The following is a 23353-nucleotide window of genomic DNA, read 5'->3' on the forward strand; positions in this document are numbered from 1 at the left end:
CTCTCCTACCGCTCGTTCCGTGATCTTTACTGGTTGCCGCAGGTCGACGCGGTGGCCGCGTCGAGCCAGGGCAGGTCGTGCCCCATGCGGTCGCGCTTGGTGCGCAGGTACCGCAGGTTGTGCTCGCCGGCCTGGACGGGCATGGGTTCGCGGCCGGTCACCGCCAGGCCGTGGCGCAGGACCGCCGCGGTCTTGTCGGGGTTGTTGGTCATCAGCCGGACGCTGCGGACACCGAGGTCGAGGAGCATCCGGGCGCCCGCGGCGTAGTCACGGGCGTCGGCGGGCAGACCGAGTTCCAGGTTGGCGTCGAGGGTGTCCACGCCCTTCTCCTGGAGCTCGTACGCGCGGAGCTTCGACAGCAGGCCGATGCCGCGGCCCTCGTGGCCCCGGAGATAGACGACGATGCCGCGCCCCTCCTGCGTGATGCGCTCCATGGAGGCGTGCAGCTGGGGGCCGCAGTCGCAGCGCTGGGACTGGAAGATGTCGCCGGTCAGGCACTCGGAGTGGACCCGGACCAGCACGTCGTCGCCGTCGCCGATGTCGCCGTGGACGAGGGCCACGTGCTCGACACCGTCGGTGACCGAGCGGTAGCCGTACGCGGTGAACTCGCCGAACGCGGTCGGCAGCCGGACCTCGGCCTCGCGGCGGACCGTCGGCTCGGAGCTGCGGCGGTAGGCGATCAGGTCCTCGATGGAGATGATCGTGAGTCCGTGCTTGCGGGCGAAGGGGACCAGCTCGGGGAGGCGCAGCATGACGCCGTCCTCGCCCGCGATCTCCACGATGGCGCCCGCGGGCCGCAGCCCGGCGAGCCGGGCCAGGTCGACGGCGGCCTCGGTGTGGCCGTTGCGGACGAGGACACCGCCCGAGCGGGCGCGGAGCGGGAAGATGTGGCCGGGGCGGACGAAGTCGCCGGGCCCCGCCTCGCCGCCCGCCAGCATGCGGAGCGTGGTGGCGCGGTCGGCGGCGGAGATGCCGGTGGTCACGCCGTGCGCGGCGGAGGCGTCCACGGAGACGGTGAAGGCGGTCTTCATCGACTCGGTGTTGTGGTCCACCATCTGAGGCAGTTCGAGCCGTTCCAGCTCGCCGCTCTCCATGGGCGCGCAGATCAGTCCGCGGCACTCGCTCATCATGAAGGCGACGATCTCCGGGGTGGCCTTCTCCGCGGCGATGACGAGGTCGCCCTCGTTCTCGCGGTCCTCGTCGTCGACGACGACGACGGGGCGTCCGGCGGCGATGTCGCGGATGGCCTGCTCGACGGGGTCGAGGGAGAGGTCCACGACGTGCGGGCCGTGTTCCGGGTGCAACCAGGTGGGCTGGGCAGTCATGCCGTGGCTCCTTCCAGAGCGGGTGTCCGCGTACGCAGCCACCAGTCGCGCATGCCCCACAGGACGAGAGCCCCGTAGACGACGTAGATGAGACCGGAGAAGGCGAGACCGCTGTGGAAGTTCAGCGGTACGCCGACCAGGTCGACGAGCAGCCAGGCGAACCAGAACTCGACCATGCCGCGGGCCTGGGCGAGCATGGCGACGAGCGTGCCGGCGAATATGTACGCGTCGGCCCACGGGCTCCAGGACAGCGAGGGGAACGCGGTGAAGAGGCCGCCCACGGCGAGGGTGCCGAGTGCGGCGCCGCCGATCAGGTAGCCGCGTTCGCGCCAGGTCGCGAAGCGGACGGCGAGGGAGCCGTCCTGCGCCTGCTGCCGGCCGCGGGTCCACTGCTGCCATCCCCAGACGGCGACGGCGATGACCACGAGCTGCTTGCCGACGCTTCCGGCCTGTTGCACGGAGACGTTGGCGGCCACCAGGACGACGCCGGAGAGGAGTTGGGCGGGCCAGGTCCACACGGAGCGGAGCCAGCCCAGGGTCAGGGCGATCAGACCGATCGTGTTTCCGATCAGGTCGGACCAGATGATGTGCTGGCCGAAGGCGGTGAACGCCTCCGAGTTCAGCCAGGAGAGGGCGCTCACTTCACCGGCTCCTCGGGCTGCTGGACCGCGCCGCCGCCGAGCAGGCGCTCGACGTACTTCGCGATGACGTCCACCTCGAGGTTGACCGGGTCGCCCGCCTGCTTGAGGCCGAGCGTGGTCAGGTCGAGGGTGGTGGGGATGAGGCTGATCGTGAAGTAGTCGGTGCCGGCCTCGACGACGGTCAGGCTCACGCCGTCGACGGTGATCGAGCCCTTCTCCACGACGTACCGGGTCAGCTCCTCGGGCAGGGAGATCTTCACGATCTCCCAGTGCTCGGAGACCTCGCGGCCGAGGATGCGGCCGGTGCCGTCGACGTGCCCCTGGACGATGTGTCCGCCGAGCCTGCCGCCGAGTGCCATGGGCCGCTCCAGGTTGACCCGGGAGCCGGTCTCCAGGGCGCCGAGGCTGGAGCGGTTCAGGGTTTCCGCCATCACATCGGCGGTGAACTCGTGCTCGCCGAGGTCGACGACGGTGAGGCAGACGCCGTTGACGGCGATCGAGTCGCCGTGCTTGGCGCCTTCGGTGACGACGGGGCCACGCAGGCGGAAGCGGGAGGCGTCGTCGAGCTTCTCGACGGCGGTGACCTCACCCAGTTCTTCGACAATTCCGGTGAACACTCAGTTTCCCTTCCGAGCAGGGACGGGGACGGCGGTGATGCGCAGATCGGGGCCGATGCGTTCGGTCTCGGTCACATCGAGGCGCAACGCCCGGGAGATGGTGGAGATTCCGGCATCGGCGAGGGCAGCGGGGCCCGCGCCGAGAAGGACCGGAGCGAGATAGCCGACGACCTTGTCGACCGTTCCCGCGGCGACGAAGGCACCGGCCAGGGTCGGACCGCCTTCGAGGAGTACGGAGCGGATGTCCCGTGCGTACAGGGCGCCGAGCAGGGCCTCGATGTCGAGACCGGGCCCGGTGGCGGAGCGGGGCAGCCTGAGCACGGTCTCTTCGGGGAGGTGGGCCGTGTCGGCGTCCTCGGCGACCGCGATCAGGGTGGGAGCGGTGCCGTCGAGGACCCGGGCGCCCGGCCGTACGGCGGTGGCGCCGGTGTCGACGACCACCCTGAGCGGCTGGTGCGCGCCGTCGATGCCGCGTACGCCCAGCTGCGGGTCGTCGGCGCGGGCGGTGCCGGAGCCGACGACCACGGCGTCGGCCTCGGCGCGCAGCCGGTGGACGTCGGCGCGGGCTTCGGGGGAGGTGATCCAGCGGCTGGTGGCGTCGGCGGCGGCGATCCGGCCGTCGAGCGTCGCGGCGTACTTCCACAGGACGTACGGGCGGCCGAGCCGCACCGAGGTGAGCCAGGCGGCGTTGCCCGCCTCGGCCTCGTCGGCGAGGAGCCCCTGCCGGGCCTCGACGCCTGCCGCGCGGAGGGTGTCCGCACCGCCTGTGGCCTGCGGATTCGGGTCCGCGACCGCGTAGCGGACCCGGCTGACACCGGCCTCGGCCAGCGCCTGGGCGCAGGGGCCGGTGCGACCGGTGTGGTTGCAGGGTTCGAGGGTGACGTAGGCGGTTCCGCCCCGGGCGCGCTCGCCGGCCGCGCGCAGGGCGTGGATCTCGGCGTGGGGGCCGCCGGCCCGCTGGTGGAAGCCTTCACCGGCCGGTTCCCCGGCGGCGTCGAGAATGACGCATCCGACGACCGGGTTCGGGCTGGTGGAGCCGAGACCGCGGGCTGCGAGCGCGATCGCTCGCCGCATGGCGGTGATGTCGGCTGCGGTGTCCACCGGGTCCTCCTGCCTCTTCGGGCACGGACTCCGGGGCCTGTCGATGACGACAGATGAAGCGGGACGCAACAGGGAACGCCACACACGGCTAAACGGATGCACGTGTCCCGGAGATCCGGAACGCATCCGCCGACGGCGGCGTACCTGTGACAACCCGCCGCGCACTGCCTCCCATCCGGACTTTAACCGTCGGTCCAGGAATCCCACCTGGTCAACCGGCCGCTGGATGCGGACGGGTCGCGGACTATAACCGCCGGTTCGGAATTGCACCGACCCCGGAGTGCGCTGCTGCTGGTACAGGACCAGTCTGCCACGGACGCTCGTCGGCCATACGGGCGAGTCCTTGTGGAGTGACTCACAGGATCCCGCGGCAGGGGTACGCACCGGACAGTCGAGGACGGATGGTCCAGACCTATTGACTCACTGGTCTAGTCCTCTTAATCTCTGCGTCACCTCCGAGGTTCGGTCCAGGGTGTGCGCACACCCTGGACCCCAACACGACCCACCCCCCTTGCCAGTTGTGTTCTGCCGACCTCCCCAGGAGGAACGACAAATGCTGTCCCCCACTCGTGCGAGAGCCACCCTGCTCGCAGCCGGCGCAGCCGTCGCCGGGCTGCTCGTGGGCGGCCTCGCCGCCACCCCCTCGGCCGCCGCCGACCAGGAGTCCTGTCGTCCGGACGGGCTGTACGAAACCCCCGGCGTGGACGTCCCGTACTGCTCGGTCTACGACAGTGACGGCCGCGAGAAGATGGGCGCCGACCACCAGCGGCGCGTCATCGGTTACTTCACCAACTGGCGCACCGGCAAGGACGGCAAAGCCGCCTACCTCGCCTCCGACATCCCGTGGGACAAGGTCACCCACCTGAATTACGCGTTCGCGCACATCGACGGCCAGAACAAGATCTCCGTCGGCTCCGACAGCCCGCAGAACGCCTCCACCGGGATGACCTGGCCGGGCGTGGCGGGAGCCGAGATGGACCCGGCACTCCCCTACAAGGGCCATTTCAACCTGCTCAACAAGTTCAAGAAGCAGCACCCGAACGTGAAGACCCTGGTGTCGGTGGGCGGCTGGGCCGAGACCGGCGGGTACTTCGACGACAACGGCGACCGGGTGAACTCCGGCGGCTTCTACTCGATGGCGACCAACGCCGACGGCTCGGTCAACCAGGCGGGCATCGACACCTTCGCCGACTCGACCGTCGACTTCATCAAGAAGTACGGCTTCAACGGCGTCGACATCGACTACGAGTACCCGACCACGATGAAGGACGCGGGCAACCCGCTCGACCACACGCTGGCCAACGCCCGCCGGGCCGGACTCGTCAAGAGCTACGCCGCGCTGATGAAGACGCTGCGCGAGAAGCTCGACCGGGCCTCGGCCGCCGACGGCAAGCACTACCTGCTGACCGTGGCCGCACCGTCCTCGGGCTACCTGCTGCGCGGCATGGAGACCTTCCAGGTCCAGAAGTACCTGGACTACGTCAACATCATGTCCTACGACCTGCACGGCGCCTGGAACGAGTACGTCGGTCCGAACGCTTCGCTCTTCGACGACGGCAAGGACGCGGAGCTCGCTCAGGCCGGGGTGTACTCGACCTCGCAGTACGGCGGGGTCGGCTACCTCAACACCGACTGGGCCTACCACTACTTCCGCGGCTCGATGCCGGCCGGCCGTATCAACATCGGCCTGCCGTACTACACCCGCGGCTTCAAGAACGTGCAGGGCGGGACGGACGGCCTGTGGGGCAAGGCGCCCACGACCGAGTGCCCGGCCGGGGCGGGCCTGACCAAGTGCGGCGACGGAGCCGTCGGTATCGACAACCTCTGGCACGACCTGGACACCAGCGGCAAGGAAGCACCTGCCGGTTCCAACCCGATGTGGCACGCGAAGAACCTGGAGAAGGGCGTGGTCGGCGACTACGTCACCCAGTACGGATTCCCCACCGACACGAAGCTGACGGGCACCTACGCCCGCAAGTACGACTCGACGCTGGTCGCACCGTGGCTGTGGAACGCCGAGAAGAAGGTCTTCCTCTCCACCGAGGACGAGCAGTCGATCGCCGCCAAGGCGGACTACGTCGTCGACCGCGGCATCGGCGGCACGATGATCTGGGAGCTCGCGGGCGACTACGCGTTCAACGCCGGGAAGGGCCAGTACGAGCCGGGGTCCACGCTCACGTCGGCGATGTACGAGAAGTTCAAGTCGGCCACCCCGTACGGCGCGAAGCGGTCCACGATCGACCTGCCCACCGAGGCGCTGGACATCGACGTGTCCTTCGGCCAGTTCCCGCTCGGTGACTCCAACTACCCGATCAGCCCCAAGCTGAAGATCACCAACAACACGAAGGCCACGCTGCCCGGCGGTACCGAGTTCCGGTTCGACTACGCCACCTCGGCCCCCGCCAACGCCAAGGACCAGTCGGGCTTCGGCACGACGATCGTCCGCAGCGACCACACCGCCGCGAACAACATCGGCGGACTCAAGGGCGACTACAACCGCGTCTCGCTGAAGCTCCCGGCCTGGCAGACCCTGGCCCCGGGCGCCTCGGTGGAGCTGGACTTCGTCTACTACCTGCCGACCTCGACGCCGTCCAACTGGACGGTGACCTTCGGCGGGAAGTCGTACGCCCTCGCCGGTGACCTGGCCCGCGGCACGACCGTGGTCGAGCCCGGCACGGGCACCAGCCCCTCGCCGGACCCGTCCGCCACGCCGACCCCGGACCCGTCCACCAGCCCGTCCCCGGGCGGCAGTTGCACGGCGGCGGCCTGGAGCGCGACCGCCGAGTACGGCTCGGGCACGACCGTCAGCCACGCCGGCCACCAGTGGAAGGCCAAGTGGTGGACGAAGGGGGAAACGCCCGGCACCACCGGTGAATGGGGTGTCTGGCAGGACCTCGGGGCCTGCTGAGACCCCGTCAGGACCGCCGTGCGGTGACCGGAACGCCCCCGGTCACCGCACGGCCATGTGTACGGGCGCCCTGTGGGCCGCGTCAGCCGCCGGGGGCGAACAGGACGTCCTGGGCGGCCTCGCGGGCCGCCACCAGCGCCCCGCGCAGCACCGCGGCTCCGCCCAGCGCCCCGGCCCTGACCTCCGTGGGCAACGGCGACAGCCTGGCCAGCCGCTCCTCGACCCGCGAGGCCAGCTCGCCGCCGCCCGCGTGGCCCACCTCGCCCGCCAGGACCAGACAGCCCGGGTCGAGCACCGAGACCACCGAGGCGGCCCCGAGCGCGACGCGGTCGGCGAGCGCGTCCAGGAAGGCGTCGCCGCCCGCGGCACCCGCCAGTGCGGCGTGCACCGCGTGGACCGCGGCCGGGTCCTGCTGGCCGCCCCGGGCACCCCCGGGCGCCTGCGCCGGTACGCCGTGCCGGGCGGCCAGCTCGCAGACGGCTGCCGAGCCCACCAGCGAGTGGAAACCGCCGTCGCAGTTGAGGGCCGAAGGCACCCCGGTCGTCCACGGCACGGGCAGGAAGCCGATCTCACCCGCGCCGCCGGAGGCTCCGCGGCGCAGCTTGCCGTCGAGCATGACGGCGGCGCCGATGCCGTGGCCGAGCCAGAGCAGAACGAAGGTGTCGCGGTCGCGGGCCGCACCGACGCGCCGTTCCGCGACGGCCGCGAGGTTGGTCTCGTTCTCCACGAGCACGGTGGCGGGCAGCCTCTGCTGGAGTGCGGCGACGAGCCCCCGGTGCCAGGCGGGCAGGCCGCTCGTCTGCCGGAGTTCCCCGGTGGCCGGGTCGATCAGTCCGGGGGCACCGATGCCGACGCTGTGCAGGGGGGCGGAGCCCGCCGTGCGTGCCGTGCGTTCCAGCAGCGCGACGGCCTGCTCGATGGCGGGGCCGGTGCCGGTCCCGCCGTCGATGGGCAGGGTGTCCTCGGCGAGCGTCACCCCGAGGAGGTCGGCGACGACCACGGCGACTCTGTCGGTGCGTACGTCCAGGGCCGCGAGGTGCGCGCGGTCGGCGACGATCCCGTACAGCCGGGCGTTGGGGCCGCGCCGCTCGGCGCCGCTCTCGCCGACGACCCGGATCAGTCCGGCCCCCTGGAGCCGCTCGACGAGGTCGGCGACGGTGGGGCGGGAGAGTCCGGTCAGTGCTTTCAGCTGCGTGGCCGTCAAGGGGCCGTCCTCCTGGAGCAGTTCCAGGGCGAGCCGGTCGTTGATGGCCCGGGCGGTGCTCGGTGAAGCGGGCATGCCGCGATCCTTCCAGATCCTTCCCCGCACGAGAGCGTCTATTTATCAGGCAGGGTTCCTGATAGTTTACGGCACGCGTAGTGGAGAAGGCCGCCGGGACCCCGGCGGGCCACACGTCCAGGGGAGGGCACGGCGGTATGACGACGGATTCCACCAACACGGTCTTCGGCAGGGAACAGGTGAGGCGGGCCAGGATCGCGGTCGCCGCGGTCTTCACCGTGCACGGAGCGGTGACCGGCAGCTTCGCCACCCGCGTGCCCTGGATCCAGGACCACGCCTCGGTGAGCGCGGGTCAGCTCGGCCTCGCTCTCGCCTTCCCCGCCATCGGCGCTTCGCTCTCGATGCCCCTGGCGGGCCGGATCAGCCACCGCTTCGGCGCCAGGACCGCGCTGCGCGGACTACTGGTGCTCTGGACGCTGGCGCTGGTCCTGCCGGCGCTGGCCCCGAACCTCGTGACGCTCTGCGCGGCGCTCTTCGTGTACGGAGCGACGGCCGGAATGTCGGACGTGGCGATGAACGCGCTCGGCGTCGAGGTGGAGAACCGGCTCGACAAGTCGATCATGTCCGGGCTGCACGGGATGTGGAGCGTCGGCGCCCTGATCGGTTCGGCGGCCGGCACCGTCGCCGCCCACCTCGGCACGGACGCCAGGCTGCACCACACCCTCGCGGCCCTGGTGCTCACGGCGCTCGGGCTGATCGCCTGCCAGGGAGTGCTGGACCTGCGCAGCGAGGCGGACGAGGAGCCGCCGCCGCGCTTCACCCTGCCGCCGAAGTCGGCGTTGGTCATCGGCGCGGTGGGCTTCTGCGCGGTGTTCGCCGAGGGCGCCAGCCTGGATTGGTCGGCGGTCTACCTCAAGGACATCATGGGCAGTTCCGCGGGTCTGGCCGCCGCGTCCACGACGGCGTTCGCGCTGACGATGGCCGTGGCCAGGATCGCCGGCGACAAGGTCGTGGACCGGTTCGGCGCGGTCAGGACCGTCCGGGCCGGCGGTGTGCTGGCCACGGCGGGCGGACTGCTCGTGGTCCTGGCGCCCGACGCCGCCCTGGCGATGTGCGGCTTCGGACTGCTCGGTCTCGGTGTCGCCGTCGTCGTCCCGCTGGCGTTCGCCGCGGCGGGGCGCAGCGGCCCCAACCCGAGTCAGGCCATCGCGGGCGTCGCGACGATCACGTACACCTCCGGGCTCATCGCCCCCTCCGCGATCGGCTCGCTGGCCGAGGCGACCTCGCTCGTCGTGTCGTTCGGTCTGGTGACGGCGCTGGCCTTCGGCCTGGTGCTGGGCGCGGGCGTGCTGCGCGGAGCCGATCGCACGCCCACGGGCGGCGGCGTCCCCGGCCCGTCGCCTGCGAAGGCCGGGACCCCGACCTGAGACCGGCGGGTGCCGGGGCCGGCCGGGGGCTCCGGCGCCCGGGGCGCTGCACGGGTGCGGTGGCCTGCGGCATTAACATGGCGCTGATCTTTTCGGCGGGTGAACACTCCGCACGGATTTACGCGGTGAACACTCCGCACGGACAGACTTGGAGCAACCATGGGCGGCCTCGGCGTGCGCTGGACCTTGCACGGCGACGGGAAGACCCCCGCGCCGGGGGCCGTGGTGAGGCCCGACGAGCGGCTCTCCTGGCCCCGTACGTTCGGACTGGGCGCCCAGCACGTGGTGGCCATGTTCGGCGCCTCGTTCGTCGCCCCGTCGCACCCATGATGAACACGGACACTCGGCACTTCCCCACAGAGCAGGGGGTGCGCCAGGCGGGTGCCCCTCGGAACCATCCGTTCCGCCAATGAACGAAGCTGTCCGACCTCGTCGGCCGGGCCTCATCACCACCCAGCAACACATCAAGGAGCAAGACCATGGCGGGCTTCGGCTGGAAGCTTCACGGCGACGGCAAGAGCCTCGCACCGGGCGAAGTCGTAAGACCGGATGAGCGGCTCACCTGGGGGCGCACCACCGGCCTCGGTGCGCAGCATGTGGTCTCCATGATCGGAGCCTGCTTCGTCGCCCCCATCTTGATGGGGCTGGACGCCAACCTCGCTGTCATGGCATCCGGCGTGGCCACCATCCTCTTCCTGCTCATCACCCGTGGCCGTATCCCCAGCTATCTCGGCAGCAGCCTGTCCTTCATCGGCGTGGCTGCCGTCATCAAGACTCAGGGCGGCGACGCGGCAACCCTCACCGGCGCACTGCTGGTCGTCGGCGCGGTCCTCTTCCTGTGCGGGGCGGTTGTTCGCGCCCTGGGCGCCCGCATCATCCACGCCGTTCTCCCGCCGGTGGTCACCGGCGCGGTGGTCATGCTCATCGGGTTCAACCTGGCTCCCGTCACCGCCGGCACCTACTGGCCCCAGGATCAGTGGACCGCGCTGCTCACCATGCTCTTCACGGGCTTCGCCCTCGTCGTACTGCGCGGCTTCTGGTCCCGTATCGCGATCTTCCTCGGCCTGGCCTTCGGCTACCTGATCTCTTGGGTCTTCGACCGCGTCTTCGGCAAGATCCACTCCCCCGCCGGAGGTACGGAATCGGTCGACCACTGGCGCCTCGACCTCTCAGGGGTGGCCAGGGCCGACTGGGTCGGCTTTCCCACCTTCCATGCCCCGAGCTTCTCCCTCTCCGCCGTTCTGGTCGCCCTGCCCGTCGTCATCGCGCTCATCGCCGAGAATGCCGGACACGTCAAGGCCGTCGGCGAGATGACCGGCGATCCGTTGGATGACAAGCTCGGCACGGCGATCATGGCGGACGGTGCGGCCACCGTGCTGTCGACGTCGGTCGGCGGTCCCGCCACGACCACGTACGCCGAGAACATCGGCGTCATGGCCGCCACCCGCGTCTACTCGACCGCCGCCTACTGGTGCGCCGCCGGCTTCGCGATCCTGTTCGGGCTCTGCCCCAAGTTCGGTGCCGTCGTGGCCGCCATTCCCGGCGGGGTCCTCGGCGGGATCACCGTCATCCTCTACGGCATGATCGGCCTGCTGGGCGCCCAGATCTGGGTTCGCTCCCGCGTCGACCTGTCCAACCCGCTCCACCTCGTACCCGTGGCCGCGGGACTCATCATCGGAATCGGCAACGTCAGCCTGACGCTCACCGAGAACTTCCAGCTCAGCGGCATCGCGTTGGGGACGTTGATCGTTGTCGTCGGCTACCACGCCCTTCGAGCCCTGGCACCAGCCCATATGAAGGACGAGCCACCGCTCGCCGAATCGAGCAATCCGGGGTACGACCGAGGTCTTGACCAATCTTGATCACAGGCATTCCTGTACCAGGAGCTGTCGGCCAGCGCCTGGTACATGGCGGCCCACCACAAGTTCGGATCTTCCTCGGCCAAGCCTGCGGCCTCGTCCCGCAGGCTTGGCCGACAACCGACGGGGCGTTGCGTGAGGATGTATCGGAGGCTGCTCAATTCACGAGTTGCCTGCGAACCGTAAAGGGACGCGAGCCCGAATATGGCTGCTGCGGATCCGGCAGGGTGTCCGCGAGGAGGGCGGGGCAAGTGAACGAGTCCGATGTCCCGCGGCAGGAGTCTGTCTGGTTGGTGGCGGCGAACGTTGTGGCCTGGCGTCGATGCGGAGTCGGCGGCCAGGAACTGCGCCCGGGGACGAAGTGCTTCAAGGGTGGGGCGAAGGTGTACATAGCCAATGCGTACTGGGGTCCGGGAGGCGATCGGGTCACGGTGGTCGGACGTGAACGGCACACCAGCCGGTGGATCGTCATCGACACGGCGACGCGCCACCTCCACGGCTTCCGACCGAAGCTCGTCCATACCCCGCGCGTCTTGGAGCGGCTGCGTGAGGCAGGACGCGAACGTGGACTCGGCGCGGACTACGCAGCGGACGCCTCCGCGACGCTGGAGCGGTATGCGCGCCAGTACCGCGCCGAGACGGCGCCGTACAGTCCGCACCCGGACCGATGCCTGTGCCACGCCTGCCTCACCGGCGAGTCCGGGTAAAGCGTGTTCTTTCGATAGGCCAGTCAGTTGATCGGGTGTGTCCGTCCGGTTAGTGATCACTGATGCGGCCGCCGATGCCGGCCAATCCGGTCCGGAGGCGACATGGGGCTGACCATCGTCGGACCTTGGAAGGCATTGCATGGAAATACCGCACCTGCTCGCCCTGGAGAGAGCTCCCTGCTGAACTTGGTTCTTTCCAGACCGCGCACAAACGCTTGATCAGATGGGCGATCGATGGGATGTGGGAGCGGATCTTCGGTGCCGTCCTCTCTGCTGCAGATGCCAGCGACGACATCGGTCGGACCGTGTCGGTGGATTCCACCGTCTGCCGTGCCCACCATCACGCAGCAGGTGCCGGTGGCAATGCTGCAGCTGACCGGCCCGAGCCGGCGGACCACGCGCTCGGACGATCCCGTGGTGGCCTGAGTACGAAAGTGCACCTGGCCAGCGACGACCAAGCCCATACGGGCCGTCATCCCGCAGCCTGCCGACCAGCTCGCCCACCACCAACGGCGCGGCAGCCGCGGCGGGCGGCCACCTGGATTCGATCCGGAGGTCTACAGGAAGCGGAATGCCGTCGAGCGGTGCATCAACCGCCTCGAACAGTGGCGCGGTCTAGCCATGCGAACAGACAAACTCGCCATCGCCTAGCAGGCTGCACTGCACCTTGCTGCCATCCTCATTTGGACTCGGACGTGAGCAAGGAGACACGGCCTAAAGCGTGTTGCAGAAGGCTGTGTGGTGGAGTGCTGACGCTGGCTGCAGTCCTGTCTGATCATGCGGTGAGGGCGTGGTTGTGCATGTGGGCGACGGCCTGGGCTGCGTGATGGAGTCCGTTGCCGTGCTGTCGACAGTCGCGGAGGATCTTGTAGTTCTTCATGCGAGCGAAGGCGTGCTCGACGCGGGCACGGGCTTTGGTGCATTACAGGGCCGCCCAGGTTCGACCGGCCGACCAGTGAGGGGGACCGCCCGCAGCCGAGCCCAGTACGCGTGCAGCGGACGCCGGTCCGGGCAGTGACTGGCTGACCATTTCAGTCGTTGCTCCCGGGAAGCGCACCGTGACAATATTCGACGAGTGTTCGACTACGGGGACGACGCCGACGACATGGCCGGGCCACCCGCCCGGCCTTCAAGGATCTCTGACTTGGCCGACTGGCCTGCGCCCGAGATGCCTCCGTCACCGCGTGAGGCGCCGAGATCGGCCACTGCCAAGGCGCCGGAGGGCGACCCGACATCGGCTGCTCGACACGAGTTTGCTGTGTTGCTGGGTGAGTTCCGGCGAACGGCGTTGCTAGTACCGCTGGATGAGGCCAGCGATCTGTGGTCGGCGAAGCAGAACGGTGTGCGCTGGATCTGTGCGTTCTCGGACGAGGAGGCTCTGGCCCGCTTCGCACGCGCTCGTGGGGATGCCGAGCGGGAGTGGACGTACCGGACGGTGCTGGGTGCGCGGTTGTTGGATGTGATGGTGCCGATGCTGCCGGGTCCTGCGGGGGTGGCGCTGGATGCGGGCAGTGAGGACGGTGGGATGTTGTTCCCGCCGGTGGCGGGCATTGTGCCGGAGGCGTTTGCGGTGGATCTCGGGGGGATGCAGTGAGCGGGGAGAGTCCTGATCTTGATGTGCCGCCGGAGGCGTTGGCCGCGATCGCGAAGGGGATCGACCTGGCGCACGCGGAGCTGAAGGAGCTCGGGTTCATCGGCCAGGCGTCGACGGGGCGGGGGTTTGCGGATCTTGCGTTGTCGGGGCTGGAGTTGGGGCACGGTGGGCTGGCGTCGGAGTTCCAGACGTTCTGCGACCGCTGGGATTGGGGTGTGCGGGCCCTGACGCAGAAGGGGAACGGCTTCGCGCTCGGGGTCGGGCTGTCGGCGGGTTCCTTCGCAGAGCAGGAGCAGTACATCAAGGACTCGTTCAAGGTCGGTGTGAACTCCCTGAACGGGAATCCGCACCTGTCCGAGGACGACGTCAAGAAGATGAGCTGGGACACGATCAGCAGTCAGTCCGCGTACGACAACCCGGACTACAGCGCGGAGTCGATGCTCGAGGCCCACGGCGAGGTTCAGCAGAACTGGCAGGACACTGCCTACGACGTGGAGGACTCCGCGCTCGACTCGATGGAGCGCAGCGGTCTGATCGACCCGGGGGTGCGGGCGGCGGCGGATGAACACCTCAAGGAGCAGCTTGATCCGTCGCAGGAGACGATCGATCAGGCTGAGCAGCCGCGGTGGGGGGAGCGTCGCTGATGGTGGACTGGGGAAAGCTCGGCGGAGACCTCTACGACGGGGCCGGCGATCTGGTCGACAAGGGCAAGGAGCTTGTCGGCGAGGGCATCGACAAGGGCACCGATGTGGTCGGCTCCGGTCTGGAGAAGGTCGGTGCCGACTCGTGGGCGGACTCGGTCGAGGACTGGGGGGATGAGACCGCGTCTTCGCTGGGTGCGGAGGTCGGGGAGCAGCAGCTCGGGCAGAGCGAGGAAGCGAACGAGCTGATCCACGGCAGGCCGGAGAAGATCGCCGCGGCGGTGAAGAACCTGCGGGATTTCCAGAAGGCGTTCGATCTCGTCGGTGGCGGGATGAAACGGCTCGACTCCGGTCACTGGAAGGGCGTGGCCGCCGATACCTTCCGGGAGAAGTTCCAGACCCTGCCCACCGACTGGGTGCGGGCGGCGGATGCGTTCGAGGACGCGGCCTCGGCGTTGGAGACGTACGCGCAGACGGTCACCGGCGCGCAGGCCAAGGCGCGTGAGGCGATCGCTCTCCACAAGGAGGGCAAGCAGAACTACGAGACGGCCGCTGCCGCGTTCCGGAAGAAGGCGGCAGCCTACGACGCGGTCCGCAACACCGATCACCCGCTGCCGCATCCGGGGGAGTTCTCAGATCCGAGCGTGGCCAAGCGGCAGCACGCGCAGGAGATCCTGGAGCGTGCCCGACAAGCGCGTAACGAGGCTGCCGAAGCGGCCAAGGGCGCGATCACTGCCGCTATGGCGCACGCCCCGAAGGAACCGACCGGCCTGGACCGGGCCAAGCAGGAGTTCTTGGACTACGGGGTGGGTCAGGGCATCGAGCTCGCCCATGTCGGTGGCGGGGTCATCAAGGGCACAGCGGGACTGCTCAACTTCGTCCGCTCGGTCAACCCGACCGATCCGTACAACCTGACGCACCCGGCCGAGTACTACAAGGGCGTCAACATGACGCTCGCCGGACTCGCTTCCACCGCCGCCAACCCGGACCGTGCGCTCAAGAACGCCTGGGACGCCGCCAAGGGCGACCCCTCCGAATTCATCGGCCGACTCCTCCCCGAGCTGGTAGGCACCAAGGGTGCCGGGGGCCTGATCAAGGGCGGCCTACGGGCCGGGATGAAGGACCTCCCCAAACGCCCCAAAGGCCAGAACCGCCAAGGCCACGAGGCGAACCCCGACTCCAATGGGCAGCAATGCAGCAAGGTCAAGTGTGACGGAGACCCCATCGACGTCGCCACCGGTCGCATGCTGCTCCCGCAGACGGACATCGTGCTGCCGGGATCGCTGCCCCTGGTCTTCGAGCGCGTCTTCGACTCCTCGCGCCACGCCGGCCACTGGTTCGGCACCGGCTGGTCGAGCACGGTCGACCAACGCCTGGAGATCGACGCGGAAGGCGTGGTCTTCAGCTGCAACGAGGGCAGCCTGCTCGCCTACCCGCATCCCGCGCCTGGCGCCCCCGTCATGCCCACACACGGCCGACGCTGGCCCCTGGACCGGGTAGGCGACGGCTACACCATCACCGACCCGGAAACCGGCCAGGTCCGGCACTTCGTCGACCATCCCACCGGGGAGCTGGCACTCCTGGCCCAGATCGACGACCGCAACGGCCGCTGGATCACCTTCGAGTACGACGAGACAGGTGCTCCTGCCTCGATCGTGCACCACGGCGGCTACCACCTGAAACTCACCACGCACGAAGGCAGAGTCACCGCCCTGCACCTGGCAGGCGCCGCCCCCGACGGCACCGACCAGGAAATCCTCCGCTACGGCTACACCGACGGACACCTCACCGAAGTCACCAACTCCTCGGGCAAGCCCGTGCGCTTCGACTGCGACGAGCTGGGCCGCATCACCGCGTGGACGGACACCAACGGCAGCCGGTACGAGTACGTCTACGACGAACACGACCGCTGCGTCTACCAGACCGGCACCAACGGCCACCTCGAAGCCCACTTCACCTGGGACGACACCGACCCCGCCACCGGCCTGCGCATGACGTCCATGACGGACAGGCTCGGTCACACCACCCGATACGTGATCAACGACCGCTCCCAGGTCGTCGCCGAGATCGACCCCCTGGGAGCGGTCACGCGCCACGAGCACGACCGCTACCACCGACTGCTGTCCGTCACCAACCCGCTCGGCCACATCACCCGCTTCACACATGACGAGCATGGGCGACTGGTTGAGGTGGAGCGACCGGACGGACGCCGGTCATGCGCCGAGTACAACGAACTGGGACTCCCCGTACGCATCGTCGGCACCGACGGCAACGTCACCCGGCAGGCCTTCGACGATCACGGCAACCGCACCTCGATCACGGAACCCACTGGCGCCACAATCGCGTTCTCGTACGACGAGGCGGGCCAACTCGTCTCCATGGCCGACGCCCTCGGGCACACTTCGATCCTCACGCCCGACAAGGCCGGGCTTCCGGTCGCAGTCACCGGCCCTTTCGGCGCGACCACTCGCTACGAGCGGGATGCCTTCGGCCGCCCAGTATCGATCAGCGACGCACGGGGTGCCGTCACCCGTCTCACGTGGACTGTCGAAGGCAAACTCGCCTGTCGCATCGAGGCCGACGGAAGTCAGGAGTCGTGGACCTACGACGGTGAGGGAAACTGCCTCACCCATACCAATGCCGTCGGCGCGACCGTCAGCTTCGAGTACACCGACTTCGACCTGCTCCTGGCACGCACAGAGCCAGACGGCGGCCGGTACGAATTCACGCACGACAGCAACCTCCGGCTCACCCGGGTCACCAACCCTCAATGCCTGACCTGGGACTACGGATACAGTCCAGCCGGACAACTGATAGCCGAGACGGACTTCGACAACCGGACGCTCCTCTATGAGCGGGATGCTGCAGGTCGGCTCACCGCACGTACCAGCGCCGCAGGCCAAACAACCCGCTATGAACGGGACATGCTCGGCCGCGTCGTCCGCAAGAACGCTGCCGGAACCACCACGACCTTCGCCTACGACTTCGCCGACCACCTCGCGGAAGCAGTCAACGAGGACGCAACCGTCACGTTCCTTCGGGACAGGTACGGCCGCCTTGTCTCCGAAACGGTCAACGGCCGCACCATGTCGTACACCTACGACGCCCTCGGCCGCCGTACCGGCCGCACCACCCCCACCGGCGTGGTCAGCACCTGGACCGACGACTCCGCCGGCCGCCGCACCTCCCTCACCACCTCCGGCCGCACCATCACCTTCGAACATGACGCCGTCGGCCAGGAAACCGCCCGCCACATCGGCGACACTGTCTCCTTCACCAACCAGTACGACCCGCTCGGCCGTCTCACCAGCCAGCAGATCACCGGCACCACGGGCAGCAGCATCCAGCGCCGCGACTACACCTACAGCGCCGACGGCAGCCTGACCACCCTCACCGACCAGCTCAGCGGTACCCGCACCTTCGACCTCAACCTCGCCGGACGCGTCACCGCCGTGCACGCCGCCGGCTGGACAGAGCGTTACGCCTACGACGCAGCCGGCAACCAGACCCACGCCACCTGGCCACAAGACCACCCTGGACAGGAAGCCACAGGCCCGCGTGAGTACAAGGGCACCCGCCTCACCCGGGCCGGTTCCCTCCGCTACTCCCATGATGCTGCCGGCCGGATCGTCCAGCGCCGCAAGACCCGCCTATCGGGCAAGGCGGAGGTGTGGCACTACACGTGGGACGCCGAGGACCGGCTCACCGCAGTGACGACGCCGGACGGAACACGATGGCGGTACGAGTACGACGCGTCAGGCCGACGCATAGCCAAGCTGCGCCTGTCGGCGGACGGTACGACGGTCATCGAGCGCAGCGACTTCACCTGGGACGGGCCGACACTGTGCGAGCAGACCACGGTCTCGGACGAGTCACCTCATCCGGTCACCCTCACTTGGGACCACGACGGCCTGCGGCCGGTGGCCCAGACCGAACGCATTATGGCGGTGGTGGCGCAGGAGGCGGGGGATGGCCAGCATGGCGCTCAGGTGCGCCCCATGGGGAGCCTGCACACCATGGGGCAAGCGGCCGGTGCGGTTGAAGCGGCTGCATCAGTCGGTGTGCCGAACGGGGTGCACGCAGCCCAGCACGAGATCGACTCTCGCTTCTTCGCCATTGTCACCGACCTCGTCGGCGCACCCTGCGAGCTCGTCGACGAGCAAGGCGGAATCGCCTGGCGCAGCCGCCGGACCCTGTGGGGTACCACCACGTGGGCATCTGACAACACCGCGTACACGCCACTGCGCTTCCCCGGCCAGTACTACGACCCTGAAACAGGGCTGCACTACAACTACTTCCGGCATTACGATCCAGAGACAGCCCGATACCTCACCCCGGACCCGCTCGGCCTCGTACCGGCGCCGAACCCGTCGACGTATGTCCTGAATCCGCACACCTGGACCGACCCGCTCGGCCTGTCACCGTGCCCTCCCCATCTGTTCCGCGGAACCACCACAGGTTTCGAGGGCAGCCCCGGTGTGCAACGGCACGGCATCACACCAACCTCGTCCGACCCCGGCGTCGCCAGCGTGTTCGCGACGCAAGCCGAGCGGTTCGGCGACGCCGTCGTCGAGATCTATCCGCGCGGCGCACTGGACGGGGTCCCGGTCCACCAGGGGTACATCGCGCGCGAGGCCGAATGGCCCGTCGAGCTGAGTCCGGCGGAACTGTCGTCCCGCGCATCCGCGCAGGTGCCATCGGCGGTAGCCCGGGAGATCCTCTCCGAGATGGGCATCCACGTGCCACGCAAGATCGGCAACGGGGACATCGATCCGCTCCTTGAATACGATGTTCCCAAGCTCACCCCTGAGCAGATCGCGCACTTCGTCGAGGAGGCACACCGTCGTGCTGGATAACCTGCCCGAGAAGGCAGCCCTGAGCATCGAATCCATCGAATCCATGACGCCGGGCGTTACCGACGCGGCGGACGACGTGGCCGTGTGCGTGGTTCGCTGTGTTGAGGGGACGGCACGGCTGGGCATGGTGTTCCAGCACCCGGGTTCCGCAGTTGGCCCGGGCACGGCCACGCCAGGGTTCTTGCTGACCGCCATTGAGTGGTACGGCAAGCAGGTCGAGCAACTGGACACCGTTCACTCCGGCAAGGTCACGCTCACGGGAGCCGGAGCGGAGACGCTGGCCAAGCGCGATGTCCTGAACTCGGTGCCGCGGTACTGAATGACCCCGTCGGCCCCGGCCGCGGTGTCGGCGGGGTCAGCCTGAAGATCACCGACAACTTCGAGCTGAGCGGCATCGCGCTCGGCACCATCGTCGTGATCACCGGCTACCACGTGCTGCGGGCCTTCGCCCCGGCCCACCTCAAGACCCAGGAGCCCCTGCTGGACGAGGGCACCTCCACGTACGACGAGGACGCGTCCCGGGACTGAGGCGTACGGGGCGGATCTTCGCCCGTTCCGATGAACCCCCGGCCGGTCGGCGCCACGGCCGGCCCGGGACTGGGACGCTGCCCGCATGGCGCAGTTCGAGCAGTACGCAGACCCGGCTGGCTCCGGCACCGCGACGGCGGACGTCCCCGCGGTGATCGGGCGGATGCGCGCCCTCCGCTCCGACGGGCCGCCCCACGACGGGGTCGCGGTCTTCCACGAGGTCTATCTGACGGTGGCGGAGACCCTCGGCCGGCAGAACCGGTTCGGGACCGGGCCGGACGCGCTGGACGTCCTGTTCGCCGAGCGCTATCTGATGGCGGTCGACTCCGCCTCGGCGGGGCTGCGCCCGCCCGCCTGCTGGCGTCCGCTGTTCCAGTACCGGCGCCATCCCGGCGTACGCCCCGTGCAGTTCGCCCTGGCCGGGGTCAACGCGCACCTCGGCCACGATCTCGCGCTCGCCGTGGTGGACGCCTGTCACGCGCTCGGCTGCTCCCCCTCCGATCTGGAGGAGGAGTTCGACCGGGTCGGCGACCTCCTGGCGATGCTGGAGGAACGCATCGTCGAGGACCTGGTCCCGGGCCCCGATCTGCTGGAGGTCACGGACCCGCTCACCCATCTGGTGGGGTCCTGGAATCTGGAACGGGCCCGCGAAGCCTCCTGGTCGGCCGCGCGGGTGCTGTGGGAGCTCCGCGGATTCCCGCTGCTCGCCGAGGAGTTCAGGGAGCGGCTGGACACGGGCGCCGGGCTGGTGGGGCGCTGTCTGCTCACGCCGTGCCGATGACGCCTCCGGTCCCCCGCGCCCGTTCCTTGCGCGTTCCTTGCACGTGCTTTCAGAAGCAGTCGCCGTACCAGTGGACGGCTCCCGGCGCCGTGACCGTGGCCAGGACCGGGCCGGGTGCGGCCAGCAGGGGCCGGGCCATGCCCACGTGTTCCTCGTGCGTCCGGGCGTTCCGCAGCAGGCGGGGCAGCGCCGTTCCGGCATCCGGCGCATCGGGCAGCCGGACGCGGACGCGGTCCGCACCCGCCTCGCGCCCCTGCGCGGCGACCGCCGCGAACAGGTCGCCCAGGCACTCGGCGGCCCCCGCGAACTCGCGTACCTCCACGCACTCCCCCACGCACCCGGCCGCGAGCCAGCCGACGGTCTCCCCGGATACGGGGTGCTCGGCCACGAGCGAGCGGTCGAGCGGCCCGTACCAGGCGGGGACGCGTACGGCCCAGTCCTCGGGCCCCCGCAGCGAGCTCAGCGGCCGGGTCGCGTTGTGCGCGGCGTGCAGGGCGGCCACCGCGCCGGCGTCCGCCGCCGTGGCCGCGCGGACCCGGAACACCGCCGGGTCCCCGGCGGCCGGCGCGATCGTCCCCTCCACGTACGTGGAGGGGAACTCCCGCCAGCCCGAGCTCCGGTAGACGCCCGGCGTTGCGGTGAAGAGGAGCGACCACGCGCAGCCCTCCGCCGTCATCGTCCGCTCGGCCTCGGACAGCAGCCGGCGCACCAGGCCCCGGCCGCGCGCGGACGGCCGGGTGGCGACGCTGCCGATGCCGCCGACCCGCTGCGGGACACCGTGCGCGTCGCGGATCGTACGCGGCACGTAGACCACGACCGCGTCGATCCGGCCGTCGCTCTCCGCGAGGAAGGTACGGCGGTGGCGGTCCGGATCGAGGGCGTACAGGCGGGAGATCTGCGGGGCGTCGAAGCACAGCCGCCACAGCGCGGACAGCGCGGGTTCGTCCGCGGGGACGGCCGTACGGACCCCGGCGCTCACAGGGTCAGATTCCCGTCGGTGCGGGCGGATGCGCCGCTCTCCGGCATCGCGGTGCGCCTGGTCCCCCGCTCGACGCAGCAGGTGTGCAGGGCCGTGTCGAGTGCGGCGGGGGCGAGATGGAGCGTGCCGCCGGTGAAGCGGCTGCCCGTCGCCGCGTAGTGGTTGCGGCCGTCGGCGATCCGGATGTGGGCGGTGCCGGCGTCCTCGGTGCTGCTGGTGAGTGCGGAGACGTCCCAGGTGACCGTGCCGGTGCCGGCGGCACGTCCGAGCAGCACCTTGGCCCTGTTGGTGCCGGTGATCCGCGTGCCGGAGGTGACGGTGAGGTGCTGGTCGCGTACGGCGCTCAGCTCGATGCCCGTGCCCGCGTACGTGCCGCCGTCGATGACGATCTCGGCCGAACCCACGGAGAGCGGGGCGGCGTTCGCGGCGCCGGTGACGGTGCAGTCCGTGAAGCGGACGGGGCCTGATCCGCGCAGGACGGCCCCGTCGACTCCCCCGAACGTGCAGCGCACGAAGTGGACCGGGGTGCTGACCGGGGTCTGCACGAGGACGGCGCCCGCCGGCGGCTCGAAGGAGCAGTCGCTGATCACGGTCGGCCGGGTGGAGCGCGCCGACCGCTGTGCGACGGCGAAGGTCTTCGCGGTGCAGCCCCTGACCTGCGCCCCGTCCGCGTTGACGGTCAGGGTGCCGGCCTGGTCGAAGGTCGGACGGGCGATCACCGTGACGTCCTCCAGCGTCAGGTCGGTGATCTTGGTGTTGGCGGTGAACCAGGAGCAGACGTGTCGGCGTACGGTGATCCGCTTGGCGGAGATGCCCCACTGCCCACCGGAGTTGGCGATGTCCATCAGCCCGGAGTTGCCGTCGAAGAGCAGATCGTGCTCGTACTGGCCGTGGGTGGTGAACGGGTTGCCGCCCGCGTCGTCACCGTCGCCGTGGCAGTTGGTGACGGTGCAGTACGCGGAGGCCGTGAGGTCGTTGAGGTGGCGGACGTTGCTGGTGGTGCAGTCGGCGATGTGGCCGTACAGGCAGTAGATCTGCTGGGTGAGGTAGCCCGCGCCGCCGTAGTCCACGGTCGGCGGATTCTTCAGTGAGCACTGTTCGGTACGGAACCGGGTGCACCAGCGCCGCATGATCACCGGCCAGAAGCTGCCCGTCGCGTGGATGCCGGAGACGTCGCAGTCCACCGCGTACTCGTAGGAGACCGGGTGCGAGCCGGTGTACTCGTCGTCGCCCGCGCCCTCGAAGACGAGGTTGCGGACGTGGGTGTTGCGCACCGGCTCGACGCGGGTCCAGGTCAGCCTGCGCCCGGCGGCGAGTTCCCAGCCGTTGAGGTAGCCGATCCGGATGTGGGTGGCGTCGATGATCTCGGTGATCTCGACCAGCTTCTGGAGCTCGCGCTCGTCGGCGCCGCCGCCCGCTACCGGAGCCACCTGCACGGCCCACCACTGCCCCACCCCGAACACCTCGGCGTCCGGGACCGGGAAGGCGTCGGTGAGTTCGACGACCTCGGCGGAGAGCGCGTGCTCGACCGTGGTGTCGGTGGTGGTGCCGCGGAAGGAGAGGACGGCGCCGAAGGGGTTGTCGTGGGTGTTCTTCTCGATGCCTGTGGTGTGGACGCGGTGGCCGCCGAAGTCGAGTTCGATGTTCGAGCGGTTCCAGAGGTGGCGTTGGGTGAAGAGGAGGTCGGTGTGGGCCTCGATGCGGTGGATCGTGGGGTCGTTGATCATCGCGTCGAGTGCGGCGTCGGCGGGGTGTTCGGCATCGAGGTGGCCGAAGGTGCGGAAGTCGACGGTTCCGGTGTGGAGTTGGTGCCAGCGGCCGGTGGGGTCGGTCTTCGGTGCGATGACGGTGCCGCCGTTGTGCGGGGTGTCGGACTCGCGGTCCCAGCGGAGGGTCATGGTTCCGCCGTCGCCGGGGGTGCGGTAGCCGGCGACCAGGACGAGGGTTCCGTCCGCGAGCGGGCCGGTGTTGAGCGCCCGCAGTGCGGCGACGGTGTCGACGTGCAGGACGTCGGTGGTGTGGGCGGGCGCGGCCTGTGCGCCGGAGGTGGCCACGGCCGTACCGGCCACGACCAGACCGGCCAGACCCGAAGCCCGCAGCAGACCACGGCGTGACGATGCGTGAACGGACATGACGGAGGTGCTCCTCGCGTGGTCGGTGCGTGCGCGGT

General features: G+C 69.7%; 17 protein-coding genes, 3 pseudogenes and 1 riboswitch. Of the genes and pseudogenes, 12 read left to right on the forward strand and 8 right to left on the reverse strand.

Annotated elements, in window-relative coordinates; genetic code table 11:
* Window positions 1-26: 26 nt before the first annotated feature.
* Genes OG230_RS05495 through ribD form a run of 4 tightly spaced genes read right to left on the reverse strand, consistent with a single transcriptional unit; the run spans window position 27 to window position 3684 of the window.
* The gene (locus tag OG230_RS05495) at window positions 27-1325 is read right to left on the reverse strand and encodes a bifunctional 3,4-dihydroxy-2-butanone-4-phosphate synthase/GTP cyclohydrolase II (RefSeq protein WP_328908994.1); all 1299 of its coding nucleotides are present in this window, start codon (window positions 1323-1325) and stop codon (window positions 27-29) included.
* A complete protein-coding gene (locus tag OG230_RS05500; RefSeq protein WP_328908995.1) occupies window positions 1322-1966 on the reverse strand; it encodes a nicotinamide mononucleotide transporter family protein in 645 nt (214 codons plus the stop codon). Before OG230_RS05500 ends, OG230_RS05495 begins: the two co-directional genes overlap by 4 nt.
* Complete coding sequence (locus tag OG230_RS05505; protein WP_328908996.1) at window positions 1963-2583, reverse strand: riboflavin synthase; 621 nt, start codon at window positions 2581-2583, stop codon at window positions 1963-1965. Before OG230_RS05505 ends, OG230_RS05500 begins: the two co-directional genes overlap by 4 nt.
* Window positions 2584-3684, reverse strand: coding sequence for a bifunctional diaminohydroxyphosphoribosylaminopyrimidine deaminase/5-amino-6-(5-phosphoribosylamino)uracil reductase RibD (gene ribD, locus OG230_RS05510; RefSeq protein WP_328908997.1), 1101 nt, complete (start codon window positions 3682-3684; stop codon window positions 2584-2586). It lies immediately after the preceding gene.
* A gap of 157 nt (window positions 3685-3841) precedes the next feature.
* Window positions 3842-3972: riboswitch (FMN riboswitch) on the reverse strand.
* A 265-nt stretch (window positions 3973-4237) separates the two neighbouring features.
* On the opposite strand from ribD, the gene OG230_RS05515 reads away from it, so the two are divergent.
* A complete protein-coding gene (locus OG230_RS05515; RefSeq protein ID WP_328908998.1) occupies window positions 4238-6592 on the forward strand; it encodes a chitinase C-terminal domain-containing protein in 2355 nt (784 codons plus the stop codon).
* An 82-nt stretch (window positions 6593-6674) separates the two neighbouring features.
* On the opposite strand, the gene OG230_RS05520 is transcribed toward OG230_RS05515, so the two are convergent.
* Window positions 6675-7871, reverse strand: coding sequence for an ROK family transcriptional regulator (locus OG230_RS05520; RefSeq protein ID WP_328908999.1), 1197 nt, complete (start codon window positions 7869-7871; stop codon window positions 6675-6677).
* Between the two features lie 137 nt (window positions 7872-8008).
* Between OG230_RS05520 and OG230_RS05525 the strand changes: the two genes are divergently transcribed.
* The 5 genes and pseudogenes from OG230_RS05525 to OG230_RS05545 form a co-directional block, all read left to right on the forward strand.
* Window positions 8009-9238: an MFS transporter gene (locus tag OG230_RS05525; protein ID WP_328909000.1), complete on the forward strand. Its 1230-nt coding sequence runs from the start codon at window positions 8009-8011 to the stop codon at window positions 9236-9238.
* Between the two features lie 159 nt (window positions 9239-9397).
* A complete protein-coding gene (locus OG230_RS05530) occupies window positions 9398-9568 on the forward strand; it encodes a hypothetical protein (RefSeq protein WP_424921789.1) in 171 nt (56 codons plus the stop codon).
* Between the two features lie 149 nt (window positions 9569-9717).
* Entirely contained in the window at window positions 9718-11100 is a 1383-nt protein-coding gene (locus tag OG230_RS05535; RefSeq protein WP_328909001.1) for a uracil-xanthine permease family protein, read from the forward strand.
* Window positions 11101-11390: 290 nt separating this feature from the next.
* Window positions 11391-11804 (forward strand): hypothetical protein, encoded by a 414-nt coding sequence (locus OG230_RS05540; protein ID WP_328909002.1) that lies wholly within the window; start codon window positions 11391-11393, stop codon window positions 11802-11804.
* A 37-nt stretch (window positions 11805-11841) separates the two neighbouring features.
* Window positions 11842-12452: pseudogene (locus OG230_RS05545) on the forward strand (IS5 family transposase); the annotation flags it as partial.
* A 127-nt stretch (window positions 12453-12579) separates the two neighbouring features.
* Here OG230_RS05545 and OG230_RS05550 read toward each other — a convergent pair.
* Window positions 12580-12720, reverse strand: a pseudogene (locus tag OG230_RS05550) (IS5/IS1182 family transposase); the annotation flags it as partial.
* Window positions 12721-12909: 189 nt separating this feature from the next.
* Between OG230_RS05550 and OG230_RS05555 the strand changes: the two are divergent.
* The 6 genes and pseudogenes from OG230_RS05555 to OG230_RS05580 all read left to right on the forward strand — a co-directional run bounded on the left by OG230_RS05555 (window position 12910) and on the right by OG230_RS05580 (window position 20204).
* Window positions 12910-13398 (forward strand): SseB family protein, encoded by a 489-nt coding sequence (locus tag OG230_RS05555; protein WP_443051576.1) that lies wholly within the window; start codon window positions 12910-12912, stop codon window positions 13396-13398.
* Window positions 13395-14042: a hypothetical protein gene (locus OG230_RS05560; protein WP_328909004.1), complete on the forward strand. Its 648-nt coding sequence runs from the start codon at window positions 13395-13397 to the stop codon at window positions 14040-14042. Before OG230_RS05555 ends, OG230_RS05560 begins: the two co-directional genes overlap by 4 nt.
* The gene (locus OG230_RS05565) at window positions 14042-18895 is read left to right on the forward strand and encodes a putative T7SS-secreted protein (protein WP_328909005.1); all 4854 of its coding nucleotides are present in this window, start codon (window positions 14042-14044) and stop codon (window positions 18893-18895) included. Before OG230_RS05560 ends, OG230_RS05565 begins: the two co-directional genes overlap by 1 nt.
* Entirely contained in the window at window positions 18885-19214 is a 330-nt protein-coding gene (locus OG230_RS05570; RefSeq protein ID WP_328911653.1) for a hypothetical protein, read from the forward strand. The genes OG230_RS05565 and OG230_RS05570 overlap by 11 nt, the downstream gene beginning before the upstream one ends.
* A 23-nt stretch (window positions 19215-19237) precedes the next feature.
* A pseudogene (locus tag OG230_RS05575) lies at window positions 19238-19423 on the forward strand (nitrate reductase); the annotation flags it as partial.
* Window positions 19424-19508: 85 nt separating this feature from the next.
* Window positions 19509-20204, forward strand: coding sequence for a DUF5995 family protein (locus OG230_RS05580; protein WP_328909006.1), 696 nt, complete (start codon window positions 19509-19511; stop codon window positions 20202-20204).
* Between the two features lie 49 nt (window positions 20205-20253).
* Here OG230_RS05580 and OG230_RS05585 read toward each other — a convergent pair whose 3' ends face one another.
* Entirely contained in the window at window positions 20254-21183 is a 930-nt protein-coding gene (locus tag OG230_RS05585) for a GNAT family N-acetyltransferase (protein WP_328909007.1), read from the reverse strand.
* Window positions 21180-23315 (reverse strand): peptidase C14, encoded by a 2136-nt coding sequence (locus OG230_RS05590; RefSeq protein WP_328909008.1) that lies wholly within the window; start codon window positions 23313-23315, stop codon window positions 21180-21182. Before OG230_RS05590 ends, OG230_RS05585 begins: the two co-directional genes overlap by 4 nt.
* Window positions 23316-23353 lie beyond the last annotated feature (38 nt).

The sequence above is a fragment of the Streptomyces sp. NBC_00234 genome, assembly GCF_036195325.1.
In the GTDB taxonomy this organism is placed as follows: Bacteria; Actinomycetota; Actinomycetes; order Streptomycetales; family Streptomycetaceae; genus Streptomyces.